The organism is Paenibacillus sp. GCM10012306 (assembly GCF_042649265.1).
GTDB lineage: Bacteria > Bacillota > Bacilli > Paenibacillales > Paenibacillaceae > Paenibacillus_AQ.
This window is the reverse complement of the sequence record NZ_JBHRYW010000002.1, coordinates 238393-263214: the sequence shown is the minus strand read 5'-3', so window position 1 is coordinate 263214 and position 24822 is coordinate 238393. Positions and strand designations below refer to the sequence as shown.

Here is a 24822-nt window from a genome sequence, read left to right as displayed (position 1 = left end):
CCCTATTTGTGAGTTAAGCGCTTATCAAAAATAAAGAAATGTAAATGCAATCATTTTATATTAATTGTATAGGTAAAGCGCTTAATCCAATGTTACAATGAATAGGACAAAAAAATCAATCATTATTTCTTGGAGGTTTTGCTAATGCCTGTTGTCGACCATCTTCGTCCCTTCTGGGACACTGTTCTTCGCGTTGCACCATTACTATATTTGGACCGTCAGGAGCCCTTCAAACCGCATCGTGTCGGGGTCACTGTATTCGAGACGACCGCACCTTCGGTTTCTTTTGACCGGATCGTCCATGTCGATACCAGCAAGTATAGCCTGGTCATTGAGTACGCCATTTATTACGATTATGACATTCAACATATTTATGATTTGGAGCATGTTTGGGTATATCTAAATCATGACGGTGGCATCGAGTACGCTGAAGTCAGCTTCCATGGCCATTTTATGGTAGGACTAATGCGCGACCGCAGCAATCTGACGGATGATAATGTCATCAAAATTTATGTTCAGCCCGGTAAACACGCCATGGCGGCACATGAAGAATTGTTCCGGCTGCTCCCGAACGTCGAGAGATGCTGCCAAGAGGAGGCAGGAATCGAAGGTGTGCTGGAACCGGACATGTTCAGTGGTGAGTTCAAACCAGGAGTACATATCGATCCGCCAGCCGAGGCGCATTTACGAACTTTCAGTTTTCAGCCATCGTTCGAATATGTTCCCTATACCTTACCTGAGGAGACATTCGTCTCCTGGCCAGAGCTGCGCGAAGAGATTCCGGTACGCATGAAGGCTCTCATTGACACGATTAGGTAAAAAATATTAATTTTCTGGAAAATAAAAAGTAAAGAGGTATCCCCTAGCCGTGAATGGCTGGAGGATACCTCTTCGCATTAATTGTCCGATTTGCCAACAACTTTGCCCCTTAACTTACCCAAGAATGACTAAACCGAGGAGCGACAGGCTTAGCTTTTTACTATTTTTTTGGACTTAGAATAAATAAATAGCGTCTACCGTATTGTTCATCTGAAATTCTCAGGCTTTTCTACATACCACTCCGTTAATCCGCATTTCGAACATACAAACGGAATGATCGGACTGCTTTCTTTTGTTGTAAAATTTTTAACTGGTTCTTTTATTGCTGAGAACTTACCAATCGCACTTGTTGCTCTTGAGCGAGTCATATCAATATTGCACTTTGGACATTGATGATTCAGAATAATCAGCTCTTTCTACTTTGTTAGTCTTCGATTAACTAATAAAACTTTGTATTTTTCTACCGTCTTCAAACCGTTCTTTAAATTCCCCTCTAGTGTATTCGTTAATGGTCTTGTTCCAAAAAGCTTGCGCCGGTTTGTTACTTTCTATTTGAAAGACTTCCCAGTTACCCTTATGTAATTCGAATATTTGTTTGGCTACTGCTTTGCCAATTCCTTCTTTTCTATACTTCTTCAGAATAAAGAACTCTGCTATTGAAAAGTAATTCCGCTCTTCTGATTCAATGAATCTTACTAAGACAAATCCTGCATATTTTTTATCTTGTTTTATGACATAAGGAAACCGATGATTCTCTTCTTCCCAATAGTCATCTAAATAAGGATATGGCGCAAAAAGCCCATCTTCCTCCACATCACACTTTACAAATTCAGAAAAATCATAAATATAAAATTGCATTAAATTTTGTATGATCTCTTTGTGTTTTTTAGCAGCACGTAATAATTCATAATTCATTTAAGCGTCCGCCTTTTTAAAGTCTTTATGTATCCTTCTTTGTGCAGTAGGCAAGAACTTTCGCCATGATTAAAAATAATGCCGATTTCTACCTTCGATCTCCGCTTTGCATTGACAACATATTACTACATATTCAGAAATAAACTGTAGTTCAAAACCTTCATAAGTCCAATTCAAAATACATCAAAGGTTCCGCCTCTTACACAATTTCTGCGATCTGCCCGTGAAACTTGTTTTTGTACATAACCCAAAATGAAATACAGGAGGAACTTGCGATTTTGAGTACAGACGTCATGTTATGGATACTACCGAAATCGCACGAGTCTACGGTATTCTCTGAAATATTGAGACTTTAATCCCCAAGCCGTGAATGGTCGGAGGATACCTCTTCGTGTGTAAACTACTTTGTTGATTTAATACTTAGCGCTTATCCTTTAGATAAATAATATTGATGCTGGGTATTGAGTAATTTAAGAATCTCTGGAAGCTCGTGATGTGTGACTGGCGGCAAACTGATTAATTCGCTACCGCATCTAAAATAGGTACGACCATCATCATATTTGTATTGATATCCTTCAAGTTCGTCTAAACACTTCCCACCGTTGTAACATCCAGTGTACTTATAGTTATATTCTTCAATAGCAAACCTTACACTATCATGAAAAATATAAGAGTATTCTAATGAAGCATAGAATTTCATTTTTAGTACTGGAATTTCTTTTTCTATCGAGAATTTCATAATATGTTTCTTAGTCTTATTATTTTTAAATACAAAATTAAGTGCTTGAGTCTTGGCCTTTCGGGGTTTGTATCCAAGTTTTTCAGCTTGATCAGCAATTTTGGAGTATAACAGTTTATCCTCGTCAGACAAGTGTTGGAAAAACTCATCAAGAATTATCTTAATCACCCCATTAGTCTCTAGTGTATTTATTGGGCAACAAGTCATTTATTACGGTCTTTATGTATCCTTCTTTGTCACTTAAAATCACATTTGTTCCTTCGCCATAATCGCTTATTAATTCTCGACAAATACCACATGGGGACACAACTTCTATTTGTTGATTTTCTTGAGTGGGGTCAGGATGCCTAACTGCTACGATGGTATCAAATTCGCTTTCTCCTTCTGAGATAGCTTTCCCCAATGCAATTGCCTCTGCGCATACAGAGACACGACCAATACTAGCTTCTAAATGTACTGCTGAATAAATCTTTCCTGTTTTTGTTCTTACAGCTGCTCCAACATGATGCTTTCCGTCTACATATAAAGCTTTTATTGTGTTCTTCGCCACATCTATAAGTTGAAGATCTTCTTGATCTACTGTCATTAATAAATTCACTCCCACTAAAAAATTGATATATCGACTGAGCTCATTCCATAATTATACATTCAGTATCCGAGCGGCGATAGCCATACTGAGTGAATATATTGTTACGTGAAGTCCAGGAATGCTCGGAGGAGTGTTATATTGGCTTTTCGGTGAAGTAGGCAAGAATCTTCTGCCATGTTTAAAAGCGAAGAGGCACCCCAAGCCATAAATGGCCCGAAAGATATCTCTTCGCTTTTTATATTAGGTGATCCTATTCACTGAATTAGTGTTCTAATTTTTAAGACGAACAAAAGAAAGTAACAAACAGCGAAAAGGAGCTAAGGGTTTGCCTGAAAGATTTCCGGAGGAAAGCTTGTATCGGATGACTAACTGGTCGGCAGATTTCAAATGATATAAGATCCATCTCCCAATTAAGGGCATTTTTGTACCTTATATTTCTCTAATATAGAGAAAAGAGGTGATTAAGGGCATTATTGCATCTTATTTTTCGAAAAAACTCTCTAAACGTGCTATAGTGGAATATTTAAGGTACAATACTGCCTCTAATCCCTGCTAACGCTTCATTACATAGTAATTAAGGTACAAAAATGCCGTTAATTACACGTTGTGAATCACATAGAGTCCAAACATCACCATAATAAAGCTTGAACTTTTTACTTGTAGTTTGAATCCTACGTCTGGTTCTTAACTTTGTCTTATTTGGTATAAAATCCTCCTAATGTTCTGTGAAAATAAAGTTTTAGACTGATCCATTAAATGAAGCAGCGGCAGAACAAGACTTGATAATTAAAGCCTTAGACTGCCGCTGTTGTTGTCAAACTATCGTTCCCCGTTAGCTCATCAACTAAACATATTATTAATTATTCTTAAATATTAGAAGACAAAATGCCACCTGAGTACTTTAACCAATTAAACATAAAAGTACCTACGTTCAATGGTCTTATTGATTCTCCATTTTACAAGACTAAACTCACTTCAGATAATATTTTCTCCTTCACGCCTTATGGAAACTGCAATCGCCCCAAAACCCAAGTCAGCACACATGGGGCAGACAAAAAGATAATATCTCCCACTTTCCAATTCAGAACGAGTCTTTAGCAACAACTTTTCCATTTCTTCTTGTTGAGCTTCCTCTTCCTTATGTCGGAGTACATATATAAAATGACTGAAATTGAGTATGTAGTATTCTAATGGCAAACCGAGAGACGGTAACCAAGCGTCTCAACGCTGCGGTTAATCAGATTCATCGCTGGGTAGACATTGTAAGTGGGGACGTGCACATAATGAAACAATATGGGCGATCCTTATTCACCCTTTATTTGCGCATACCCAATTCTCCATCTCCCAGCCACCGGCTCCTTCACCATCCTCTTCTTCACTTTAAATACAGGATGAAATCCTGCGAATTCATGAGTCTGAGTGAGGAAACCGAATCATTTCGAGGGAGTTAAATTAAATAATATCAAATTCTGCACCTTCTGGATAAAGAGAAACATATTCTTCATCTTCATCTAAAAAGGCTACTTTCACATTATCTAATAAATTTTTATTAGATAATTCCTTAATTGTAGTTTTTAAAGCTTTTTCGACGTCAAGAACGTAGTTGAAGACGTTCACACTACCACTACCAATGTCTCCACCATCACTCGAACCATTTCCAGTCCAACCTAAACACTCATTCATTAAATTTTCGACCATATGCCTTTTTTCAAGTGCTTCTTCCATTTGATTTTCTTCATATGGGTATTGGACAACAAACTCGATTAACTCCTCCTCATCAAGATTTTCATAACCATTATTCAGCTTCTCTTCAGCTAATTTTTCCATTACCTTTTCTGCTTTTTCAAATAAGTTTAATTTTACTTCTTCTGATTCACCAGTATCTCCAACAACACCATAGTGGACTGTTAATGTTCTACCATTTTTCCAAACTTCCCAATACACCAATTCATTATCAACTTTTTTGACTAACTTAATCACCGTTTATTCCTCCTGTGAAAATCACTAATCTTTTATGTACATTTCCCTCGGTTTTTACTTCTTACCTTCAATGTCTTGTTGCCTTTTAATTATCTCAAAATATCAAAACTTATGCATTGGTTACTAGTTCTTTGTTAAACTAACCTGCCCGTTAGCGTAATTAAGTTATCTTTTTTCTGGAATCTTGTATTATTCTAAAAATAAAATTGCCTATCATTCCCAAAATGGTGTACCTGTAAATAAAAAATTCTCCCCATTTGCATACCTGCCAAATTCACGAAATGCAGACTTATGCACATCCGTCGGCAACCATTTGTTCGAATCAGGTAGTTCATTGTGTCTGCTAACCTTTAATTCCTCTTCTTCTGACAAGACGTTCCCTGTGATCGAACTGTACTTCATTTTTTTCCAGATACTTTATGTTTTCGAGAAACTTTATTCGAGTGAAGGACTAATCCGTCCTTTAGAAATGGAAAAAAACAGCCCCTTAATCAGGAGCTGTCTTGATAAAATACATCTGAGTGTAATACTTTTTATTTCCCTTGAAATAGCATCTGTTGTGCTGTTATTCAGCCCCGGCGCGCTTACGAACAGAAGCCAGCAGCTTATGGAGCCAGTCGATATCCTTGAGGAACGTTTGGTTCGCATGCTCCACAATCAGGCTGACGGCCTCCCGTTTCTCTTCCGGAACTTCCAAGAGCTCAGGATCAGATCCCTCAATCATACTGACCCGTTTCTCCAATCTCGCAATAGCCTCCTCGATGACATACGCAAGTTTATGGGGATCGACCTTATCCAGGAACATTAACGAGGAATATAGTGACCGGATATCGTTGAATTTTTTGAAAACATCGTATATTTCTTCTTCCAGCACGATTCGTCCCTTGTCGGTGATACCGTAGGTGGTCTTCTCTGGACGATTGTCAGATTGCACCACCTGGAGCTTCTTGATCAGCCCCTTCTTCAACAGCACCTCGAAGTTATAATACAGCGTTCCGTCGTTGATGGACACTGTGTTCTCCAGTGGCTTGAGGATCATCTTCTTAATGTCATATGGATGATGCTCGCCCTCACTCAGCATACCCAGGATAAATATTTGAAGCGACAATAGTGTCCTCTCCTTCATGCATTTTTAAAAGGGGCTCACGAGGAGACTTCAGAGCCCGCTATAGTTATTTTACATGAAAAGAGGCTGCGGTGCAGGCTCAATTGCTTCTTTAGGCTGTTTTACTGTCTTGAACAGATGGATCAACGTATTAATCAACAGCGCTCCAAGGCCTACCAGTGCCAGGCCCGCGAGATATGCTCCAGTTTTGCCGCCGCCGAACAACAGGTTGTAATCCAGATGTACTGTATAGAACATCGGGGAAATATAGCTGATAGCCTTGAACACACCACTCATCATTTCCTGGGGAATTACAGAGCCGTTGGCAATCGTCTGGCTCAGAAGAATCGGCAGATTCAGAATCATCCCCGCCTGGCCCAACAGCAGACAGCAAATGCTTGTAAACTCAATAGCGACAAACATTTCTAACGAATGCACCATCCACACCTTCATAAATGTCTCAACACCATAGCCATGAACCGCGAAGTACAATGATACGCCGACAAGCGGGGCAATCAAGGACAACAGTACATTGACACCTTGCAGGGACAGGAAAGCCTTCCATTTGCCCAGACGAGATCTCAACTGATTCAAAGCGCCAACACTCATCATGGAATAGATCATCGCACCAACATAGGAAGACATCGTCAGGAACATTGGAGCCATCTGATTGTGCATGCCGACCGGTTGTGGATTGGTCATCACGACATTGGCATCCACCTTGCCCATTACACCAGCTACCATCTGCTGCGCCTGGGCTTCGGGCACCTTCATGCCTTGCAGAATACCATCGAAGCTCTGGGTCTGCAATTGTGTGGTGATCTTATTCGTGATCTGGGTGACAACGTTTTGCATGGTACTACTTACAGTAGCGGGATTGGACTGGTTAATGAAAAAATCCAGCTTGACCTGCTCTCCCTGTGCAGACAGCTTCTGCGTAAAATCCTGCGGAATATGCATCACCAGATGGGCGCTGCGATCTTCCAGCTCTTGTTTGGCCTTTTCCAGTGACAGATTCGTTACGACGTGAAAAGGCATCTGCGCTTGAATCTCCTTCACAAACGCTGCACCAGCCTGCTGATCCTCGTTGACAATGGCCACAGTTAGTTTGTCCAGATCCTTAGGCACCGAGCTGTACCCGCCCATAAAAATCCCGATCATCACGATCTGATAAAAGATCATCATAAAGACGCCACTCAAAATACCTTTGTGCTTCAGAAATGATTTCATACCCAACTCCACCTTATACTTTATTTTATATACTTTAATTAAAGTAATACAATCAAAGGTGGGTGTCAATGGGGAATACAAGGAGCAAAAAAAACAGGTCTACAAAACTGCCGCAGCATTTTTATAAACCTGTTGAGTATTTTTACATAACCTATTCCCTGACTTGAATAACCAACTTGCCGTTGACATGACGGGTTTCACTTCTGAGGTGCGCCTCGGTCACTCCCGCCTGTGACAGTGGAACAACGCCGTTAATATGAACTTTCAGCTTGTGCTCTCTAACCAATTCTTCAATCTGCGCAAAATCACTTGCACTGGACTGAATGAGCGCAAATTTTGCCATGACATCATTCCGAGAAGTATTTCCCTTAATAGCCCGGTTAATCAGCGAGATCAGCTTGCCTCCCTCCTTGAGCACTTTATAGCTCATATCCTCAACCTCACCACCAATACCATCAATGACGACATCGACAGCATGCACAACTTTAGTAAAATCAACAGCTGTATAATCAATGACCTCATCCGCGCCGAGCTGTCTAACAAAATCATAATTCCACGAGCTTGCCGTTCCTATAACATAAGCGCCTGCCCATTTAGCCAACTGAATCGCGATGTGCCCTACACCGCCTGCTGCGGCGTGAATTAATATACGTTCTCCTTTACGGAGCTGACCGTAGTGAAAAAGCGATTGCCAAGCTGTAATCGAAACTGCCGGTAAAGCTCCTGCTTCGGCAAAAGAAATACTTGGGGAGATACGGACCACAGCAGATTTATCTACCTTTGTATATGCTGCGTAGCCTCCGGAATCCACAAGCCCGAAGACCCGGTCCCCTGGTTGTACGTGATTTACATTCTTCCCTGTCGCCTGGACGATACCGGCAATATCAACGCCCAAAATGTGTGGAAAGTCTACTGGAAATATATCATGCACTTGTCCTGAACGAATGTAACAGTCTACAGGATTTACTGACGTGGTATACACCTCAACCAACACTTCATCATCATGGATGATCGGAATTTCAACCTCCTCTTCTCTAAGCACATCTGGGGTTCCGTATTCATTAAAAATAATAGCTTTCAACCAGATATCCATGGATCGTATCAATCAACATGCCAACAAAGAAATTCTGATCCGCTTCCTGACATCGGCTGCTGTAGGGGTTGTGGAATGGTGGATTATGAACAAAATGCCCTATTCCGCGGAAGATATCGCCGATGAAATATGGATGTTACTGGAGCGAAATCAGGTGCAAAAAGTGGAGATCGGGTAAGGATATCTGTCCCCTACTATTCAGCGCAAAAAAAGGATTGGAACCTCCGGCCGGGCCGAATCTGTTCCAATCCTTTTAAGTAATACTCGAGCGTTCGTTTGCCTTCTCTTACCTACCTCTATGCTGCTCCGTGAAGGGGAAGAAAAGAAGGGGGAATAAGCGCATGCGGACGTTCTTTCTTACCCACCCCTGTGTTGCTCGGTGAAGATTTCGAAAAAAGGCGTCGTATCCCGCTCCGCCATCGTGGACACGGAATTCCGGCTCCAGCCGATCTCGGCCCGCCAGCTTCCTAGCAGCCCGGATGACACCAATTCCTCTTCATTCACTTCGACCGAACGCTCACCCTGAGGCGCCACATATAGTGCATCCGCAGGACAATAAGCCTCGCACATAAAGCAGGTCTGGCAGTCCTCCTGCCGGGCGATGACGGGTAGCTTGCCCTGCATCTCGAATACATTGGTCGGACAGACCTTCACACACAAGCTGCACCCGATGCAGCGGTCCTTGCTGACTAGCTCGATCATATCGCCTGCTCCTCCTGCAGTCTGCTCAGCTCATGGGCGTGAGGCACGCTCTCTGTGCTGGTGCAAATCTGCTCGATACCAGATAGGATCACCCGGTGGGTCTGGCGTGGGTCCAGAGCTGGATATTCCGCCAGGCTTTGCAGACCGCGGGTCTCCTTGCGGGCCAGCGCAGCGGTATAGATCCACCGGCCGACGACCAGCAGGGCGGCCGCTTCCCGGGCCTGCACGGTCCCTTGCACCGATGGTGCGATTCTTCCGTGCAGGCTGGGCATGAGGTCCGTCAGTCGCTGCAAGGCGGACTGGACGACCGGTACGCTGCGGAAGTAGTTAATCCGCAGCGGCAGGATCTCCCGCTGGACAGCCGCAATCAGCGGCTTTGCGTCCAGCGCCCTGCTGTGGGTGGCGCCAGCCGGCAGACCATAGCGGCCCGCCGCGACCAGCCGCCGGCTGTCTGCGCCTCTTGGCTGGGCCAGCGCATACTGCGCGGCGCCCTGCCCGGCCCAGCTTCCGCTGCACATGGCCCAGGAAGCGTTGTAGGCCCCGCCGCCGGAGATCGCGCCGGTTACCTTCTCGCGCGAGGCGGCGTCCCCGGCCGCATATAGGCCGGGGACCGTGGTGGCGCAGTCGCTACCCGTAAGGCGCAAGCCGCCAGTACCGCGCATCGTCCCTTCGTAACGAAGGGTCAGCGGAAACTTGTGCCGGAACGGGTCGATCCCGGCCCGTTCCAGCGGCATGAAGAAGATCGGGTGGGCCCGGCGCAGGAACTCCCTCTTCTCTGCCGTATCGGCCAGATCAAGACAGGCGTAGACGGGACCTTGCTTCATTAGTTCCGGCAAGCTGCCAAAGGTACGATCTCCCTTATGCAGCGGCTGGCCAGCCGCATCATACAGCGTGGCCCAAGCCAGCATACGCCCGCGTGTGACGGTCCCATCGGCAAAGCTGGGGGCATATTGACGGCTGAATTCCATGCCGGATAGCTCCGCGCCCGTCTCGGCAGACATCAGCAGCCCCTCCCCGGTCAGCACGTTGCAGCCCAGACCTTTGCTGAGAAAAGCGCAGCCACCGGTAGCCATAACGACGGCATTAGCCCGAATCTCCCAGCTCTCACCGGTCAAGCGGTTGATACCGCGTGCACCGCCGACACCATGCTCATCATGCAATAGTTCCAGGGCAGGCGACTGATCCAGAATTTTGACCCCGGCTTTGCGCACGGTCCGCCGCATGATTTGCATGTATTCCGGTCCGTGCAGATGAGTGCGGAGCGGTTTGCCTTCCTCATCCTTGGGGAACGGATATCCCCACTCGGCCACCAGTTCCAGATTATGCTCTACCTGATCCAGTACCCGGTGAATCCAGGCATTTTCGGACAAGTATCCGCCTGCCCGGAGTCTGGCCTGAACGGCTTGCTCCCGCAAGTCCGCCACCGGGGGAATGACGAGCAGCGTGGTGCCTCCAGGCGCGGTCGCTCCGCTGGTACCCAGATAACCTTTATCCGCCAGGATGACCTTGGCTCCTTGCGAAGCAGCCTTCCAGGCAGCCCAGGCTCCCGCCGGTCCGCCGCCCAGCACCAGCACATCTGTCGTCCATTGTTGATCCTGCTGAGACACCATGTTTCCTCCTTGTTCATAGGCCATGTCCCATGGACCTTCTGTTCTTGGTGATATTGAGTGATATTGAGTGATATTGAGTGATATTGAGTGATATTTTTAGTGCTATTGAGTGTTATTTCAGCTGCCAATCACTGATCTTGAAATCTTTTTTCGCCAGCTTCTCTTCCACCAGGAAGTTCTTCGTGCCTTCCAGTAGCTTCGTACCTTCCTCCGTAAACGCGGTATCCTTGATATCGCTGATCGGACTCACTTTCTTCACCAGTTCTGGCGTTGTATTACCGATATCCGCAAGGAATTGATAATATTCATCCTCATGCTGCTTCAGATCGGCCAGCGCTTTCTCGCGCGCTTCATTCCATACCTTCGGGAAATCAGGGAACTTCGCCAAATAATCCTCAGACACTACGGTTGCACTTGAACCCAGGAGGGTAGGATGCTTGGAAGCATCATCCAGATAAGTGTAACCTTCATCAAGCAGCTTCAGTGCAGGAACGCCATTATTAGTAGTGGCATCCACATCTCCGCGGGCCAAGGCTGCTGTTGCGTCGGGAATCAGCATGTGAACAAGCTTCACATCTGTGACTCCTTCATCTTTTAGCAATCCGGCCACATAACGATGCATGAAGGAGCCTTTTTGGATGGCAATCGTCTTACCTTGAAGATCTTTGACTGTCTTTGGGCCGTTCTTCTTACCAATCAAGTAGCCAATGGTATTCGCCGAGGATTGGGTGATCAGACGAGTCTTCGCTCCGGAAGCATAGGCAATGATGGCAGGGGTGTCACCAAGACTTCCGAAATCAAGCCGACCGCTGATTAAGGATTCCGTCTGGTCCGGTCCGTTCGGAAAGCCAGTCAGCTTCACTTCAGTGATACCGTACTTCTTCAGCTCCTCCTGAATAATGCCCTTGTAAAAGCCCCAGCCTTCGGCTCCACCCGGAAGGTTCAGCTTGTTGGAGCCGATAAAGCCAAAGTTCAGCGTTGCAGGTACATTAATTGATGCCGCTCCGCTAGCAGCCTCGGCCTTCTCTCCACTTGCCGGAGCAGAAGCCTCTTTGCTACTGGAACCTGCGTTGTTCCCGCAAGCCTGAAGCACCATCATAATCATCAATGCACTTGCGATGAGCAGCAAACGCAGCCGCTTGCCGTGTCCCCCTTGATTCTCTCTGAATACCTTTGCCATTGTTGTTTCTCCCCTCGATGTTGGATGTTGGAATGAATATGAAGGCAATATTGCCAATGCGAATTTCATGGTGTTCTTGCAGCTTTGTAAATCTATATAGAGCACATTAAAATAACAAATAATGCTTAGAAGTTATTTCAGGAGTGTAATTAACGACATTTTTGTACCCTAAATTGTCTGCAACTAAGGGTTATTGGAGAATAAGTGCAATTTTGTACCTTAAATCTTCCAGAATACCCGTTCAGCGTGATTTTCCGAAAAATAAGATACAATAATGTCCTTAATTCCCTCTTTTTTCTGCATTGAAGAAAAATAAGGTGCAAAAATGCTGTTAGTTGGGAAGTTGGACCATTTTCCACTTTAAGAAGACGGGTACTTCACCAGAATAACGCCTGATTTTCTGCTTCAATCTTAAATTCACTTAATACATATAGAACTTTAAAAGCCCGCTCTTCGCGATAATTGATACATAAAGTCATGGCCCGCCACCGGCTGCCGACCTCTGCCCCAGCCCACCTTTTCACGGTATCCGCCAAGCAGCCCTCGCTCTTGTAATTCTGCCTCTGTCACACCGGTCACGGCTTCGGCATCAGGATCTACATAGAGTGCATCCACTGGGCAGTACAGTTCGCACATAAAGCAGGTCTGGCAATCACTTTGCCGGGCAATGACGGGGATTCCATTTTCCACACGCTCGAATACGTTAGTCGGGCAGACCGCTACGCATTGGTTACAAGATATACAACTGTCTGCACTGAGGACTTCAATCACAGAAGAACACTCTCCTTCGCTACCTCTTCTCGTTTGACCCATACGTCATCCAGGCCACCACTGATGAGACGATGATGCTGCTGCTCATCGATTTTTAGATAATCCTCCCGCTTGTGCATACCACGCGACTCCGTACGCGCAAGCGCGGAGCTATACATCCAGCGTGCTGTCGCCGTCATCGCCTGAATCTCCCGTGCTTTCACCCCTTCAGGTGTGCGCTGAATCTCCGTATTGCGCTGTTCTTTCCACAATCCGCCCAAACGTTCCAGCGAAGAAGTCAGACCCTTCTCTGTCCGGAAAAGATTGATATCATAAGGCTTTACTTCCGCTTGCACCGCGGAGACAAGCTCTGCTGTCCGCGCCGCGGTTCCCGGCTTCACCTGCCGGTCCACTAGCGGTGAGGACGAAAGACTGGATGCTGTGCGGTCCGCCGCATGTCTGCCCAGACTCAGCGCATAATCAGCAGCGCCTTCCCCGGCAAAAGAACCGGAGGACATTGCCCAGGCGGCGTTATGGCTGCCGCCACCGGTGAAGCCGCCGCAGATCAACTCGCGTGTAGCCGCATCGCCTGCTGCGTAGAGTCCCGGAACGCCTGTGCCGCAGTTCTCATCCGTGATGCGGATGCCACCTGTGCCTCGCACAGTGCCTTCCAGCCGTAGCGTAACCGGGAATGCGTCCTTGAAGGGATTGATCCCGAGGCGGTCAAAGGGCAGGAAAAAGTTCGTCTGCGCTACCCGCAGAAGCGGCTGTAAATCTTCCGGCGCTCCGTCCAGCTTGGCGAACACCTGGCGCCCAGCCAGCAGGCTGTGGGCTATGACCGACCGGCCTTTCTTGGAGCCGGCTCCTTCTACTACGCTGCCATCCTCATAATAGAAGCTGGCATAGTTGTAATATGCCGTTTTGGTAACCGAGGAAAAGGTAGGGCAGATCGCGTAAGCATTCGAAAATTCCATTCCGGACAGAGCCGCTCCCGCCTCAGCTGCAAACAGGTATCCGTCTCCTGTCAAAACGTTGCAGCCCAGCGCCTTGCTCAGAAAAGCGCAGCCGCCAGTGGCAATCACCACTGCCCCTGCCTGGACAGACCAGGTCTCTCCGGTCTGCGTCTGTACACCAGCCGCGCCAGCAACGCCATGACCGTCGGCCAGCAGTTCCAGAACCGGGCTGTGATCCAGAATCTTGACCCCGGCCTTCTTGACCAGCTTGCGCATTAAGCGCATATATTCCGGTCCTTGCAGACTCCGGCGGTGCTGATTCCCCTGTTCATCCAGCGGGAAGGGATATCCGGCTACACCGAGGCGATTCATATTCTCATATGTTCGATCCAGCACCCGGTTCATCCAGCGGTCTTCTGCCAGTCGTCCACCCATTTCAAAACGGCTGGCTTTGGCCTCTTCACGCAGCTTCTTGTCTGGGTTTACGTACCAAACACCAGTGCCGGAAGGAGCCGTTGCTCCGCTTGATCCGCAGTACCCCTTGTCAGCCAACACGACTTTAACGCCTTTAGCGGCTGCTGTGAGCGCCGCCCAGGTTCCCGCCGGACCTCCACCAATCACCAGAACATCTGCCGTCAAATCCAACGATCCTTTATGTGCTGCTACACTCATGTGCATATACCTCCTCAAATTGTTTAGCCTTGGTAGCTATCGCGCCAGAACAGAAATTTACGTTCAATCACTTTAAAAAGAGAATCGATCAGCTTGCCGACAATAGCGAATATGATAATGCCGACAAAAATGATTTCCGTCTGGGAATTCTGCTTCGCTTCATTGATAAGGAAGCCAACCCCTGATTGTGAGCCGATTAATTCAGCGACGACAAGACCAATCCAAGCGACAGCCAGTGACAGCCGCAAACCAAGCAGAATGCTGGGAAGTGCCGCTGGTAAAATCAATCTTACTAGCTTTTGAGATGGACTAAACCCAAGCACACGTGCCACCTCGAACAGCTTGTTATCCACGCCACGAATACCGGCAAATGTATTAATATAGAGCGGGAAGAAAGAGCCGCTCATAATAATAGCCACCTTGGATACTTCTCCAAAACCGAACCAAAGGATAATTAGCGGCGCTATCGCAAGGTGCGGAACAAGGCGCAGCACCTGGACACTCGGGTCCAGTACGTACTCCGCGCTGCGAAACAATCCGGTTAATATGCCGAACAACAGCCCCAGAACACCGCCGATCAGAAAACCGATTCCCGCCCTGCCGATACTGACACCCAGATGGTGCAGCAGTTCGCCGCTGGTGAACAGTTCGCCAAAAGCTCTCGCAATGGATAACGGTGCAGGCAAGAACTCACCCGAGATCCACCCGGCGCTGCCAGCGAACTGCCAGACAGCCACAGTCACGACTGGGATCAAGGCACCAATTCCCAGATCAGACAGCAATGGTCTCCAAGCAACTCGAGATTTTCGGGTCTTCCTTTTGGACCAGATTGGTGCCGTTCCGCTATAATCATGGGCCTCTCTAACCGCTTTGGCCTGATTGATAATGATTTCTGCACTATCGCTCATACTACACTCCTCCTATCCTTGAAAGTTGCCCTTCCATCTCAGCAGCCTGCGCTCGATCAAGCGAACGACTGTATCGCTAAGCAGCCCGGCTGCTGCGAAGACCAGAATCCCCACGAATACCACCGGCGTGTCGGCAAACTGGCGAGCATCCGACATCATATAGCCGATGCCTGAGCTTGAAGCGATAAGCTCAGCCACCACTAGTCCAAGCCAGGACAATCCAAGCGACAGGCGTACGCCAAGAATGACATTTGGCAACGCTGCGGGCAGCACCAGTCTGGAGATCTGCTTCAGCCGGCTGTAACCTAGCACCCGGGTAACCTCAAACAGCTTGTTGTCCACACCACGGATACCTACGAAGGTATTGATATAGAGCGGAAAAAAGGCGCTTTTGGCAATCAGCAATACCTTAGATTCCTCGCCGATACCGAACCAAAGGATGAACAGTGGCACTACCGCAAGACTCGGGATCATCCGAATCATCTGTAGTGATGGATCGAGCAGCTTCTCCGACCTTCGGAACAGGCCGACCAGAAGACCCAGTAGCAGCCCAAGCCCCCCGCCAAGTGCAAACCCGCTAAGTGCCCGGACCGCACTAATTTTCAGATTAATCCACAGATCACCAGAAACAGCCAGATTCCAAAAAGACTCGCCAATGGTATACGGTGTAGGAAACAGCAATTCGGAGATGATTCCATAATGTCCTAATACCTGCCACAGAATCAGCACACTTCCCGGAAGCAGCAAGGCCAACCCCAATGTTGCTAACTTTCCTGGTCCTCTTGCTGTGTGTACGACTGCAGTGCTGTTGCTCATGAATGCTCTCCTCCTGTTCTTTACCAATCCTCTAAAGCTATAAAAAAAGAGACTCCCGAAAGTTGTTCTTCAGGAAGTCTCCAAGTGTATGGTCGACCTATAGTGATACTTCAGCGCTGATTTTTTGATTTAATGCTGCTTCAATGCTGTATTAATTCTACTTCCATACTGCTCTAATTCGCTAATTACCGCTCTACATTGCCCCATCGCTGCTTTTTCATGGCCATGGCTATTTTTCATAAGGTTTACAGAGGAAAGGAATTTCTGCCATAAAAGCTTGCTTCAGATTCCCGCCCCATCTGTAAGTTCCAATTCATCCACCTTCTCGAACTGATTCAGCACCCGTAAGCGCAGCTCCTGAAAGGATGAAGTCGTCTTCTTACGCGGATACGGTAGATCTATAGGTACAATCTGGCGGATTTTCCCTGGGCGCGGCTCTAGAATAACTACCCGGTTACCCAGGAAGACAGCCTCGTCAATATCATGAGTCACGAAGATCATCGTTGTTTTGTTGGTGCGCCAAATGTCCAGTAGTACCGATTGCATATGCGCCCGAGTGAAGGCATCCAGTGCCCCGAATGGCTCATCCAGCAACAGAATTTTCGGACTCCGCAGCAACGCTCTGGCAATCGCCACTCGCTGGGCCATCCCACCGGACAGTTCACGAGGATAGGACTTCTCGAATCCCTTCAGCTTTACCAGTTCAATCAGCTCATCCACTCTCTGCCGAACTTCATGGTTCCTTAGCGACAAATCGGAAGCGATATTCTTCTCTACAGTCAGCCAAGGAAACAGCCGATGCTCCTGAAAGATAAAGCCCTTATCAATCCCCGGTCCGCCAATTTCGCTACCCTCCAGAGTTACATTGCCCGTATAGCCGCTGTCTAGCCCGGCAATGATGCGGAGTAGAGTGCTTTTTCCACAACCACTGGGACCAATAACCGTAATAAATTCCCCTTGCTGGACATTCAGATCTACATTGTGAAGGGCCTGCACAGACCCGCCCGCCGTCTCAAACCGTTTATTCAGATTGGTTATGGATAATAAAGCCTCTCCCATCCCAGCTCCCCCTTTAATTGTGAGTGAAAAAATGGATCACCTCAAAACCATGCTTGCTTTGTCAAACAACGGACTCCAGAGGCTTTATTGCCTTTTGATCAAACCATTTCAGAAGATAAAGGACTCCAGAGACCTTAATGACAAGATTCTTGCTCAAAATGGGCTGTTTGGGATGAAATAGCGTCATTTGAGTCCGCTACATGTGCCAGACCAGCCTCATTTGAAAATAACGCCTATACGGTCCGTTAGCTCTCACGCGATGTGTAGTACCACATGTTAGCTGCTGAACTGGCTATTATGAAAATATTGTTCTGATACACTGATTTTATCGCATTGTTTGGATACCGCTGTTTTAACAAATTTGTTTTTACTAAGTGTTTTACGATGCTGTTTTGATGAGCTTGTTTTCACGACACTGTTTTATTAAGCTTGTTTTGATGATCGTGTTCTGCTGACGCTGTTTTATCGAGCCTGTTTGGCCAGATCGTTCTGGCTAGCGATCACTAAGACATTGAGCTAAAAAAACAGAGGTATCACGCTTCTCTTAAGCGCAACACCTCTGTTCTGAACAGTCGGTTATTCAATTAATTCAAAGTAAATATATTGGAATTTGTGTTTTTAAAATAGCATCTATTTAATGGGTTGTCAACGATTCTTTATGCGGATTTGCTTAAATCCTATCTCTCGAAGACATTGCTGAGCTTCACTGCTATAGAACTCCTTCGGAATCTGTTCTGAATAAAGTAAAAGTCCAAGACGCCTTATAAACACAGGATTCTTGGACTTTTTACCTTTACCTTTGTACTTCAGCTGGGAAAATTCGGATTATACCTGCGGCTGGCGTTGCATGGCCGATCTCAGGTAGAGCACCGCACAGCCGATGGATACGATGACGATGATGGACAGGCCCCAGTAAATATTGCTATAGGCCATGCCCATTGGCAGACTCTTTTGCATCGCCAGTGCACTGGCAGAAGCAGCAACCCCCATGGCTCCGCTGCAGAACTGCAGCAATTGGTACAGCCCCATCCCGGAGCCCATCTCGGCCGGCAGCAGAATACGGGAGATTTCGTTGGATACACTACTCGACAGAATTGTGAAGCAGGTGCTCATCAGCATGTAAATAAAGATGATAGCTACATACGAGCTTCCCTCAAATAATGCAAACAAGACAACGGCTGCCAGGAAGAACAACGGGATAATCCGCAGAATCGGGCTGTTGCCGCGAGAATCAATAAACCGGCCGACCCGCTGGGAGACAACCATCGCCAGGAACGAGCCCGGGAAAATCACCATACCTGCCTGGATGGCGCTTAGACTGTACTGTTTCACCAGAATCTGCGGCATCAGGAACAAGGTCGCGAAGCTGCAAAGATAAGCAGCGATACCAACTGCAGCCAGGATCAGATAGCGGCGGTTCTGGAACAAGGATGGCAGGACAAACGGTTCCTTAGCCGAACGAATCCGGACAGCGAACAATACAAGCGCTACAAGACCTACGACCAGACCAATCCAGGAATGATTCGTTAAAGCGATTAGCAGGCCTGTCGTGCCCGCGCTAATGAACAATGCGCCCAGGAAATCAAAAGACCCCTTCTGCACAGACTCTTTTGGAATAAAAATGACGAACAGCGGTACCAGCAGCACCGTAACTGCAGTAACTACAAACAACATATGCCAGCCTAAATACTCAACAATAGCTCCGCCAGCAACCGGACCCAGTCCAAGACCCATCGAGACAGAAGACATGGTTATACTCATCGCCTTGCCCCGGCGTTCAACCGGAATATAGCGGGAGTTCAGAACCATCGTCAATGCAAGAATTGAACTTGCACCAGTGGCTTGAACGAGCCTCACAATTAGAAGCATTATAAAGCTGTTACTGAACAGCCCTACTATCGCTGCAAGACTGAGCGACAGGATACCTATTATGAACAACCTGCGGATCGGTACAAAATCGGCAAGACGGCTGTACGTGATAGACGAGACAGCAAAAACGATCGAATAGCCTGTGACAATCCACGAAGTTAACGCAGGTGTCAAATGAAAAGCTTCAGCAACATCGGGCAGAGCCAGATTGAACATCATGGTATTCATGATGACCAGCACGATCGCTACACCTAGCAAAATGCCTACTGCCCGTTCATTTATCACAGTCGATTCCTGTCCGCCAGATGCGGCAGGGACTGGTTGTTTATTCATTTTCTCCACCATCCAATTTCTATTGTTCGATTATTATCGAAATTTGAAAATAATATAACACGGTTTGTGTTATAATGCAATCATCAGTAAAAAAAGGAGGTCCTCCCGTGAAGCTCTTATTTCATCCCGACCGGGCGGATATTCATTTATCCACGGTACTTAATGCATTAAGCGATCCTATCCGTCTATTAATTGTCTCTGAACTGTATCAAGTCGGTGAACGCACCTGCGGTGAAATTAACGTTCCTGTGGTCAAATCCACAGCGTCTCATCATATCAAGACTCTTCGGGAATCAGGTATTGTACATGTGCGTCCTCATGGAACACAGAGGCTCGTGGCCTTGCGGGCAGAAGACTTGAATCTCCGTTTTCCTGGTCTGCTATCTTCCATTCTCGAGGCTTTCGAAAATTCCGAAGAGAAAAGCAAGCTGTTGAACCTGAACAACTGATCACCCTATTCCACCAATAATATCAGTCATAAGATCATTCTTTACTAGTAAACCAATAAGTATAAAAAACAGCGTGCCGATAACCTCATCGACATGCTGTTTTTGGATTGCAATTGATCGGCAGGAAGATATACCCGATCCTTAGCCCTATCCAAGGAAACCGGACCTTTATCTATGTCCACGTTAGTTGTATTCTCTCTTCACGTGGCACTACCAGCCGCCGGAAAGCCAAATGTGATCACCGCGCCGCCCTCCTGGCGGTTACTAGCCTGTATCAGGCCGCCACAGCGCTCCACAATCGCGCGGGCAATGGCAAGGCCAAGACCCGACTCGCCATCTTTACCCTTAACGAACCGGTGGAACAGTGTTGGGAGCAGTTCCTGCGGGAAGCCAGGGCCATCATCAGTGACGGTCAACTCCACTTTTCCTTTTTCAACACGTCCTGTGATATGAATGTACGCCTTCGCATATCTAGCAGCATTCGTTACGATATTGAGCAAAGCTTGCAGCAGCTTATCACGGTCGGCCATGATGACCAGCGCTTTGTTATCCGGACAGTCAATGTTGAGCATCAGCTCTTTCTTCACCAGCAGCGGGTTGACACGCTCGGCCATCTCTGACAATAGCTCATTCAGGCTCACCTCGGAAGGCTTGAAGATATCCTCTTCGCTGTCTAATTTGGCTAGCAGCGTCATTTCCGTTACGATTTTCCCCAATCTGCCGCTCTCCTCCAGAATTACATCCAGGCCTGTGCGGACACTCTCACCTTCAAACACACCATCCCGGATACCCTCCGCATACCCCGCGATGGACATCAGAGGCGTTTTCAGCTCATGGGATGCATTCTGGAAAAACTGCTTCTGTACCTGGTTGAACCGATTCAGCTCTCCGGCCATTTCATATACGGTCTGCGCCACAGCACCTATCTCACCTCCGGCTCTGACCAGCTGTACATCGGTAAAATGCCGCTCCTTGACCTTCTTCAATTCCTGCTTCAAATTCATTAGCGGCTGGATTAGCTTTTTCGTAATGAACAAACTGAGCAGGAACAAAACCGCACCTACAATGAAGATTACCAGAATAAGTCGTCCCAAGAGCGCCTGCTCGATTGCTTTGATCTTGCTCATTGGTGTCAGAAGCGTTAGGGTCCCCTGTGGAATCGCGCTTACATCCATCACATAACGTCCATCTTTCCCATTCCATAGTTCCTGAAGACTGGACGTAACAGGTTTGAACTCCTGCAGCTGTGCAGGCATGACCGCTGAGAATGAGTCATCTGTTGATCGCAAGGAAGTTGCATTTAGTGGCATTGGGCCAGACAGCACTTTCCCGCTAGGATCAGTGACGATGGCTTCCACGCCAGCGTAATTAACCGGAATCGCGCTTACGACATCAAGGACTGTACCACTAATCGTCTTGCTCGGGTCCACATCTACTCCAGCCACATTTTGCAGGGTACCCATATCCTGAATCATTGCTGGGGTAAGATTCTCTCCCGCTTGGGATAAAGTCGCCGACATCGCCGTGCTTAATGTCTTGAGATCATCTTTCTGTGCCCCGATGAAATGATCCAGCAGCACATAATGAATCAACACCGCCGTGATCGAAAGAATCAAGGCCAACGATAAACCGAAGGCAAGATTAATCTGGTGAACGAGCTTCATCTCAAATCTCACTCCTGTCTGTACGCATACGGTATCCATGTCCCCATACGGACTCAACCGGTAATTCCTCTATTTTTTTGCGCATCCGTTTAATTAGATGATCGACTGCACGGTCGCTGCCGAAGTAATCGTCTCCCCAGACGAACGTCAACAGCTCGTCCCTTGTGAATGCCCGGTTCGGATGTTCAGCCAAGACTTTAAGCATAGCAAACTCCTTACTGGTAAGATCCACTTCCTCGCCATGCCAGATCACCCGTCTCTCCTCCAGCAGCAGCCTAAGCTCGCCGATCTCGATCCGTGAAGAAACTGCTTCACTAGGAGCTGTCCGTTCTTCTGTGTTCGATATTCGGACCCAGCGCTCCAGCTGCCGTTTGATTCGGGCGACCAGTTCGCGAGGGCTGAAAGGCTTGACAAGATAATCGTCGCTGCCCAGTTCAAGACCAAGGATTTTATCCACTTCATTATCCTTGGCCGAAATCATGATAATTGGAACCTCGCCCTCATTACGGATGCGTCTGCATAATTCATAGCCATCCATGCCAGGAAGCATAATGTCCATTACCCACATACTTGGTGGACTCATTCTATATAATGTCCAGGCATCCTCAGCATTCGCGAGCCCGATCGTTCGGTAGTTTTCCTTATGTAGATATGCTTCTATTAAGGTCCGTATATTCTCGTCATCGTCGACTACTGCGATGAGATAGTTGTTGTTCATGAAGTGATCCTCCTGTACGTTTTCTCTTTAGTAAGTATACCAAAGGTAGATAGAGCGTAAGGGCGTTGCCATTGTTTTTCCACAATTCAACCAATATTGTGCCACACTCCTCCTGTAAATTGGACACTGTAAGACAAACCAAACCACAAGGAGTGTTAAACAATGAACTACAGCCTGAAATTCAAAAATGTCGCCCTGTCCGCCCTGCTGATCTCCGCCATCTCGGTACCGGTTATCGCCAACGCCGACAGTGCTGCAACTCTTAAAGACACCAGAAACGTAACTAGCAACGTCCAACCTTTGAAAGCAACTACTGCGGCATTTACAATGGCTAACCCGTTAGAGCTGGCCAAAAAATACGCACCCGAAACAGTAAGCGAATGGGAAGCTGTGCTGGAAAAATACAAAGAAGTGCTGCCTATGGCTATTCTAGTAGATGCCTCTTCCTCTCAGACCGGTTCTGAGATTCCTGCGCTTCCCGCTCTGAAAGAAGGCGAAGCCGTGAGAGGCACGCTTAAAAATTTGGACGGCGTAAAAATTGAGCTGCCGGCCAAGTCTGAGACTACGAAGAGCAACCAAACGGCTGCGGCAAGCCCTAAAACTTCAGAAGCGGAAAAGCGGACATGGACCGGCGTTACAATTCCTGCTCAGGCTACAGACCTCGGTGAGATGAAAGTTATCGGTAATCTGGAAGGCGTTCCGGCAGAAAAAGCTGTAAAACTCGACGCTGCATTCCCGGTAGTCGCTATTGAAAACAATGCATTTTTTAACGCTCAGATTAATCTGAACGACGCTGTGGCTACTAAGGACGCTGCCAAAATCAAGAACGCTCTTGCCGAGCTCCTGAAGCAATATAAGGCAGAGGTTAAAGTCACTGGGTTGGAGAAAGCCCAACCTCAAGAATAAATTTCACTATACATTCCACGCATAAAAACATTACTATTCCCGGACATCCCCACTATATAGAATGACCGATTGTGCATGAACCAACAGGCCCCTTCCTAGGGGTCTGCTTTCTGCTGGTCCCAACACGATACACAGAAGGAGCTACCACTTTATGGATTTCCACCTCATTAAAAAGATTTTGCTCTCCCTCCTGCTGCTGGCTGCAGCCGCGCTTTGCTTCCTTCTCAGTATAGATAGCGAAGCCACTAGCCAGCGACCTGTTAACGCAGTTGTAGCCGTCGCAAAATCAAACTTAAAAGCCGAGCTTGTAAAAGGCAGATTCAGAGCTCAGTCCGGATTTTGAATATCGCTTCACCCCCAACCCTTCACCGCCCGAGCTTGTTTTTGTTTCGCTAAAATCGTATAAAAGCCCGTAAAACCTCATAACAATCTCATGTATGTCATTCATTCGGCATTTCATAAAGAGAGGAAGAGGAATTCATGAATCAGCATCCCTCCAAAGCTGCACATATTCCCCAACCCATCCGTAGTGATGGTGCGGGGAATGTAGACAATGGTCCGCGCGATATTCTACGGGATTTAGAGAATCCAGATATGTTCGTCCCCCCGGTTACCGATAATGGACTGGTTCCGAACCTGCGGTTTTCATTCTCCGATACCCACATACAGTTGAACCACGGCGGCTGGTCACGTGAAGTAACCGTGCGGGAGCTTCCGATCGCCACCACGCTCGCTGGGGTGAACATGAGTCTGACCCCGGGCGGCGTCCGGGAACTGCACTGGCATCAGCAGGCGGAGTGGGCTTATATGCTGCTGGGCCAGGCACGAATTACCGTAGTGGACCAGAACGGCAGAAATTTCATAGCCGATGTCGGGCCAGGGGATCTGTGGTATTTTCCACCTGGTATTCCTCACTCGATCCAAGGTCTTGACGCGGGCTGTGAGTTCCTGCTTGTATTCGACGACGGCCGCTTCTCCGACCTCAATACACTCTCAATCTCGGACTGGTTCGCGCATACGCCCAAAGAGGTATTATCGGCCAATTTTGGGGTACCGGAAAGCGACTTTCAGTCCATCCCTAACGAACAGGTATACATTTATCAGGATACCGTTCCAGGCCCCCTCAACAGCCAGGCTGTTGAATCACCGTATGGCCCCATCCCTTTGTCTTTCAAGCACCAGTTACTCGCACAACCTCCACTCAAAACCTCTGGGGGAAGTGTACGAATCGTGGATTCCTCTAATTTCCCCATCTCCAAAACCGTCGCCGCAGCACTGGTGGAGATTGAACCGGGCGGTATGCGGGAACTGCACTGGCACCCCAATAATGATGAGTGGCAGTATTACCTCTCTGGGCAAGGCCGGATGACCGTATTCGCAGGCAACGGCGCAGCACGAACGTTCGATTACAGAGCCGGGGACGTGGGATATGTACCTTTTGCCTTTGGACATTATATTCAGAATACCGGTGCAGAGAGTCTGTGGTTTCTGGAGATGTTCAAGAGCGACAGGTTCGAGGATGTATCGCTGAATCAATGGATGGCGCTCACACCTCCCCAACTTGTCGAAAGCAATCTGAATGTGGGTCCAGATCTGATAGCCAAATTGCAAAAGGTCAAACATCCGGTTGTAAAATACCCTCAGCATTGGCCAAACCCGTGATTTGCAGCCGAAAACCCTTGGAAAATCCTAATGAACTAGGCGTTTCCAAGGGTTTTTATGTTCAGCAATATTGAGATATATCCATTTCTAATCATTTTATC

At 47.3% G+C, this 24822-nt stretch carries 25 protein-coding genes; 6 read left to right on the top strand and 19 right to left on the bottom strand.

Annotation, left to right across the window (positions count from 1 at the left end; all coding sequences use genetic code 11):
- Positions 1-144 precede the first annotated feature (144 nt).
- Positions 145-819, top strand: coding sequence for a hypothetical protein (locus tag ACFORK_RS04865; RefSeq protein ID WP_379196243.1), 675 nt, complete (start codon positions 145-147; stop codon positions 817-819).
- A gap of 435 nt (positions 820-1254) precedes the next feature.
- Here ACFORK_RS04865 and ACFORK_RS04860 read toward each other — a convergent pair whose 3' ends face one another.
- The 8 genes from ACFORK_RS04860 to ACFORK_RS04825 all read right to left on the bottom strand — a co-directional run bounded on the left by ACFORK_RS04860 (position 1255) and on the right by ACFORK_RS04825 (position 8458).
- Entirely contained in the window at positions 1255-1734 is a 480-nt protein-coding gene (locus ACFORK_RS04860; protein ID WP_379196241.1) for a GNAT family N-acetyltransferase, read from the bottom strand.
- A gap of 427 nt (positions 1735-2161) precedes the next feature.
- Entirely contained in the window at positions 2162-2641 is a 480-nt protein-coding gene (locus ACFORK_RS04855; protein ID WP_379196239.1) for a hypothetical protein, read from the bottom strand.
- A 4-nt stretch (positions 2642-2645) separates the two neighbouring features.
- Positions 2646-3059, bottom strand: a complete 414-nt coding sequence (locus ACFORK_RS04850) for a cytidine deaminase (protein WP_379196237.1) — start codon at positions 3057-3059, stop codon at positions 2646-2648.
- 978 nt (positions 3060-4037) lie between these two features.
- Positions 4038-4175, bottom strand: a complete 138-nt coding sequence (locus ACFORK_RS04845) for a hypothetical protein (RefSeq protein ID WP_379196235.1) — start codon at positions 4173-4175, stop codon at positions 4038-4040.
- Between the two features lie 339 nt (positions 4176-4514).
- On the bottom strand, positions 4515-5042 hold the full coding sequence (locus tag ACFORK_RS04840) for a WGR domain-containing protein (RefSeq protein ID WP_379196233.1): 528 nt from the start codon (positions 5040-5042) through the stop codon (positions 4515-4517).
- Between the two features lie 565 nt (positions 5043-5607).
- Entirely contained in the window at positions 5608-6150 is a 543-nt protein-coding gene (locus ACFORK_RS04835; RefSeq protein ID WP_379196231.1) for a PadR family transcriptional regulator, read from the bottom strand.
- Positions 6151-6219: 69 nt separating this feature from the next.
- Positions 6220-7377 (bottom strand): YhgE/Pip domain-containing protein, encoded by a 1158-nt coding sequence (locus ACFORK_RS04830; protein ID WP_379196229.1) that lies wholly within the window; start codon positions 7375-7377, stop codon positions 6220-6222.
- Between the two features lie 151 nt (positions 7378-7528).
- Positions 7529-8458: an NADP-dependent oxidoreductase gene (locus tag ACFORK_RS04825; protein WP_379196227.1), complete on the bottom strand. Its 930-nt coding sequence runs from the start codon at positions 8456-8458 to the stop codon at positions 7529-7531.
- A gap of 10 nt (positions 8459-8468) precedes the next feature.
- On the opposite strand from ACFORK_RS04825, the gene ACFORK_RS04820 reads away from it, so the two are divergent.
- On the top strand, positions 8469-8648 hold the full coding sequence (locus tag ACFORK_RS04820) for a TetR-like C-terminal domain-containing protein (RefSeq protein ID WP_379196225.1): 180 nt from the start codon (positions 8469-8471) through the stop codon (positions 8646-8648).
- A 179-nt stretch (positions 8649-8827) separates the two neighbouring features.
- Here the strand turns inward: ACFORK_RS04820 and ACFORK_RS04815 are convergent, their stop codons facing one another.
- The 9 genes from ACFORK_RS04815 to ACFORK_RS04775 all read right to left on the bottom strand — a co-directional run bounded on the left by ACFORK_RS04815 (position 8828) and on the right by ACFORK_RS04775 (position 19322).
- Positions 8828-9172 (bottom strand): 4Fe-4S binding protein, encoded by a 345-nt coding sequence (locus ACFORK_RS04815; protein ID WP_379196223.1) that lies wholly within the window; start codon positions 9170-9172, stop codon positions 8828-8830.
- Positions 9169-10782: an FAD-binding protein gene (locus tag ACFORK_RS04810; RefSeq protein ID WP_379197100.1), complete on the bottom strand. Its 1614-nt coding sequence runs from the start codon at positions 10780-10782 to the stop codon at positions 9169-9171. Before ACFORK_RS04810 ends, ACFORK_RS04815 begins: the two co-directional genes overlap by 4 nt.
- Positions 10783-10894: 112 nt before the next feature.
- Entirely contained in the window at positions 10895-11962 is a 1068-nt protein-coding gene (locus ACFORK_RS04805; protein ID WP_379196221.1) for an ABC transporter substrate-binding protein, read from the bottom strand.
- Between the two features lie 438 nt (positions 11963-12400).
- Positions 12401-12733 carry a 4Fe-4S binding protein gene (locus ACFORK_RS04800; RefSeq protein WP_379196219.1) on the bottom strand — a complete coding sequence of 111 codons (333 nt, stop codon included), beginning with the start codon at positions 12731-12733 and terminating at the stop codon, positions 12401-12403.
- Complete coding sequence (locus tag ACFORK_RS04795) at positions 12730-14337, bottom strand: FAD-dependent oxidoreductase (RefSeq protein ID WP_379196217.1); 1608 nt, start codon at positions 14335-14337, stop codon at positions 12730-12732. Before ACFORK_RS04795 ends, ACFORK_RS04800 begins: the two co-directional genes overlap by 4 nt.
- 23 nt (positions 14338-14360) lie before the next feature.
- Entirely contained in the window at positions 14361-15245 is an 885-nt protein-coding gene (locus ACFORK_RS04790) for an ABC transporter permease (RefSeq protein ID WP_379196215.1), read from the bottom strand.
- A gap of 12 nt (positions 15246-15257) precedes the next feature.
- Positions 15258-16061: an ABC transporter permease gene (locus tag ACFORK_RS04785; protein WP_379196213.1), complete on the bottom strand. Its 804-nt coding sequence runs from the start codon at positions 16059-16061 to the stop codon at positions 15258-15260.
- Between the two features lie 282 nt (positions 16062-16343).
- Positions 16344-17120, bottom strand: coding sequence for an ABC transporter ATP-binding protein (locus ACFORK_RS04780; RefSeq protein ID WP_379196211.1), 777 nt, complete (start codon positions 17118-17120; stop codon positions 16344-16346).
- An 825-nt stretch (positions 17121-17945) separates the two neighbouring features.
- Positions 17946-19322, bottom strand: coding sequence for an MFS transporter (locus tag ACFORK_RS04775; protein ID WP_379196209.1), 1377 nt, complete (start codon positions 19320-19322; stop codon positions 17946-17948).
- Positions 19323-19429: 107 nt separating this feature from the next.
- On the opposite strand from ACFORK_RS04775, the gene ACFORK_RS04770 reads away from it, so the two are divergent.
- Entirely contained in the window at positions 19430-19771 is a 342-nt protein-coding gene (locus ACFORK_RS04770; protein WP_379196207.1) for an ArsR/SmtB family transcription factor, read from the top strand.
- 200 nt (positions 19772-19971) lie between these two features.
- On the opposite strand, the gene ACFORK_RS04765 is transcribed toward ACFORK_RS04770, so the two are convergent.
- Positions 19972-21435: a sensor histidine kinase gene (locus ACFORK_RS04765; protein ID WP_379196205.1), complete on the bottom strand. Its 1464-nt coding sequence runs from the start codon at positions 21433-21435 to the stop codon at positions 19972-19974.
- A 1-nt stretch (position 21436) separates the two neighbouring features.
- Complete coding sequence (locus ACFORK_RS04760; protein WP_379196203.1) at positions 21437-22153, bottom strand: response regulator transcription factor; 717 nt, start codon at positions 22151-22153, stop codon at positions 21437-21439.
- Positions 22154-22315: 162 nt separating this feature from the next.
- On the opposite strand from ACFORK_RS04760, the gene ACFORK_RS04755 reads away from it, so the two are divergent.
- From ACFORK_RS04755 to ACFORK_RS04745, 3 genes are all read left to right on the top strand, one after another.
- Positions 22316-23059, top strand: a complete 744-nt coding sequence (locus tag ACFORK_RS04755; RefSeq protein WP_379196201.1) for a hypothetical protein — start codon at positions 22316-22318, stop codon at positions 23057-23059.
- Between the two features lie 151 nt (positions 23060-23210).
- Positions 23211-23402 (top strand): hypothetical protein, encoded by a 192-nt coding sequence (locus ACFORK_RS04750; protein ID WP_379196199.1) that lies wholly within the window; start codon positions 23211-23213, stop codon positions 23400-23402.
- A 137-nt stretch (positions 23403-23539) separates the two neighbouring features.
- Positions 23540-24721, top strand: coding sequence for an oxalate decarboxylase family bicupin (locus ACFORK_RS04745; protein WP_379196197.1), 1182 nt, complete (start codon positions 23540-23542; stop codon positions 24719-24721).
- Positions 24722-24822 lie beyond the last annotated feature (101 nt).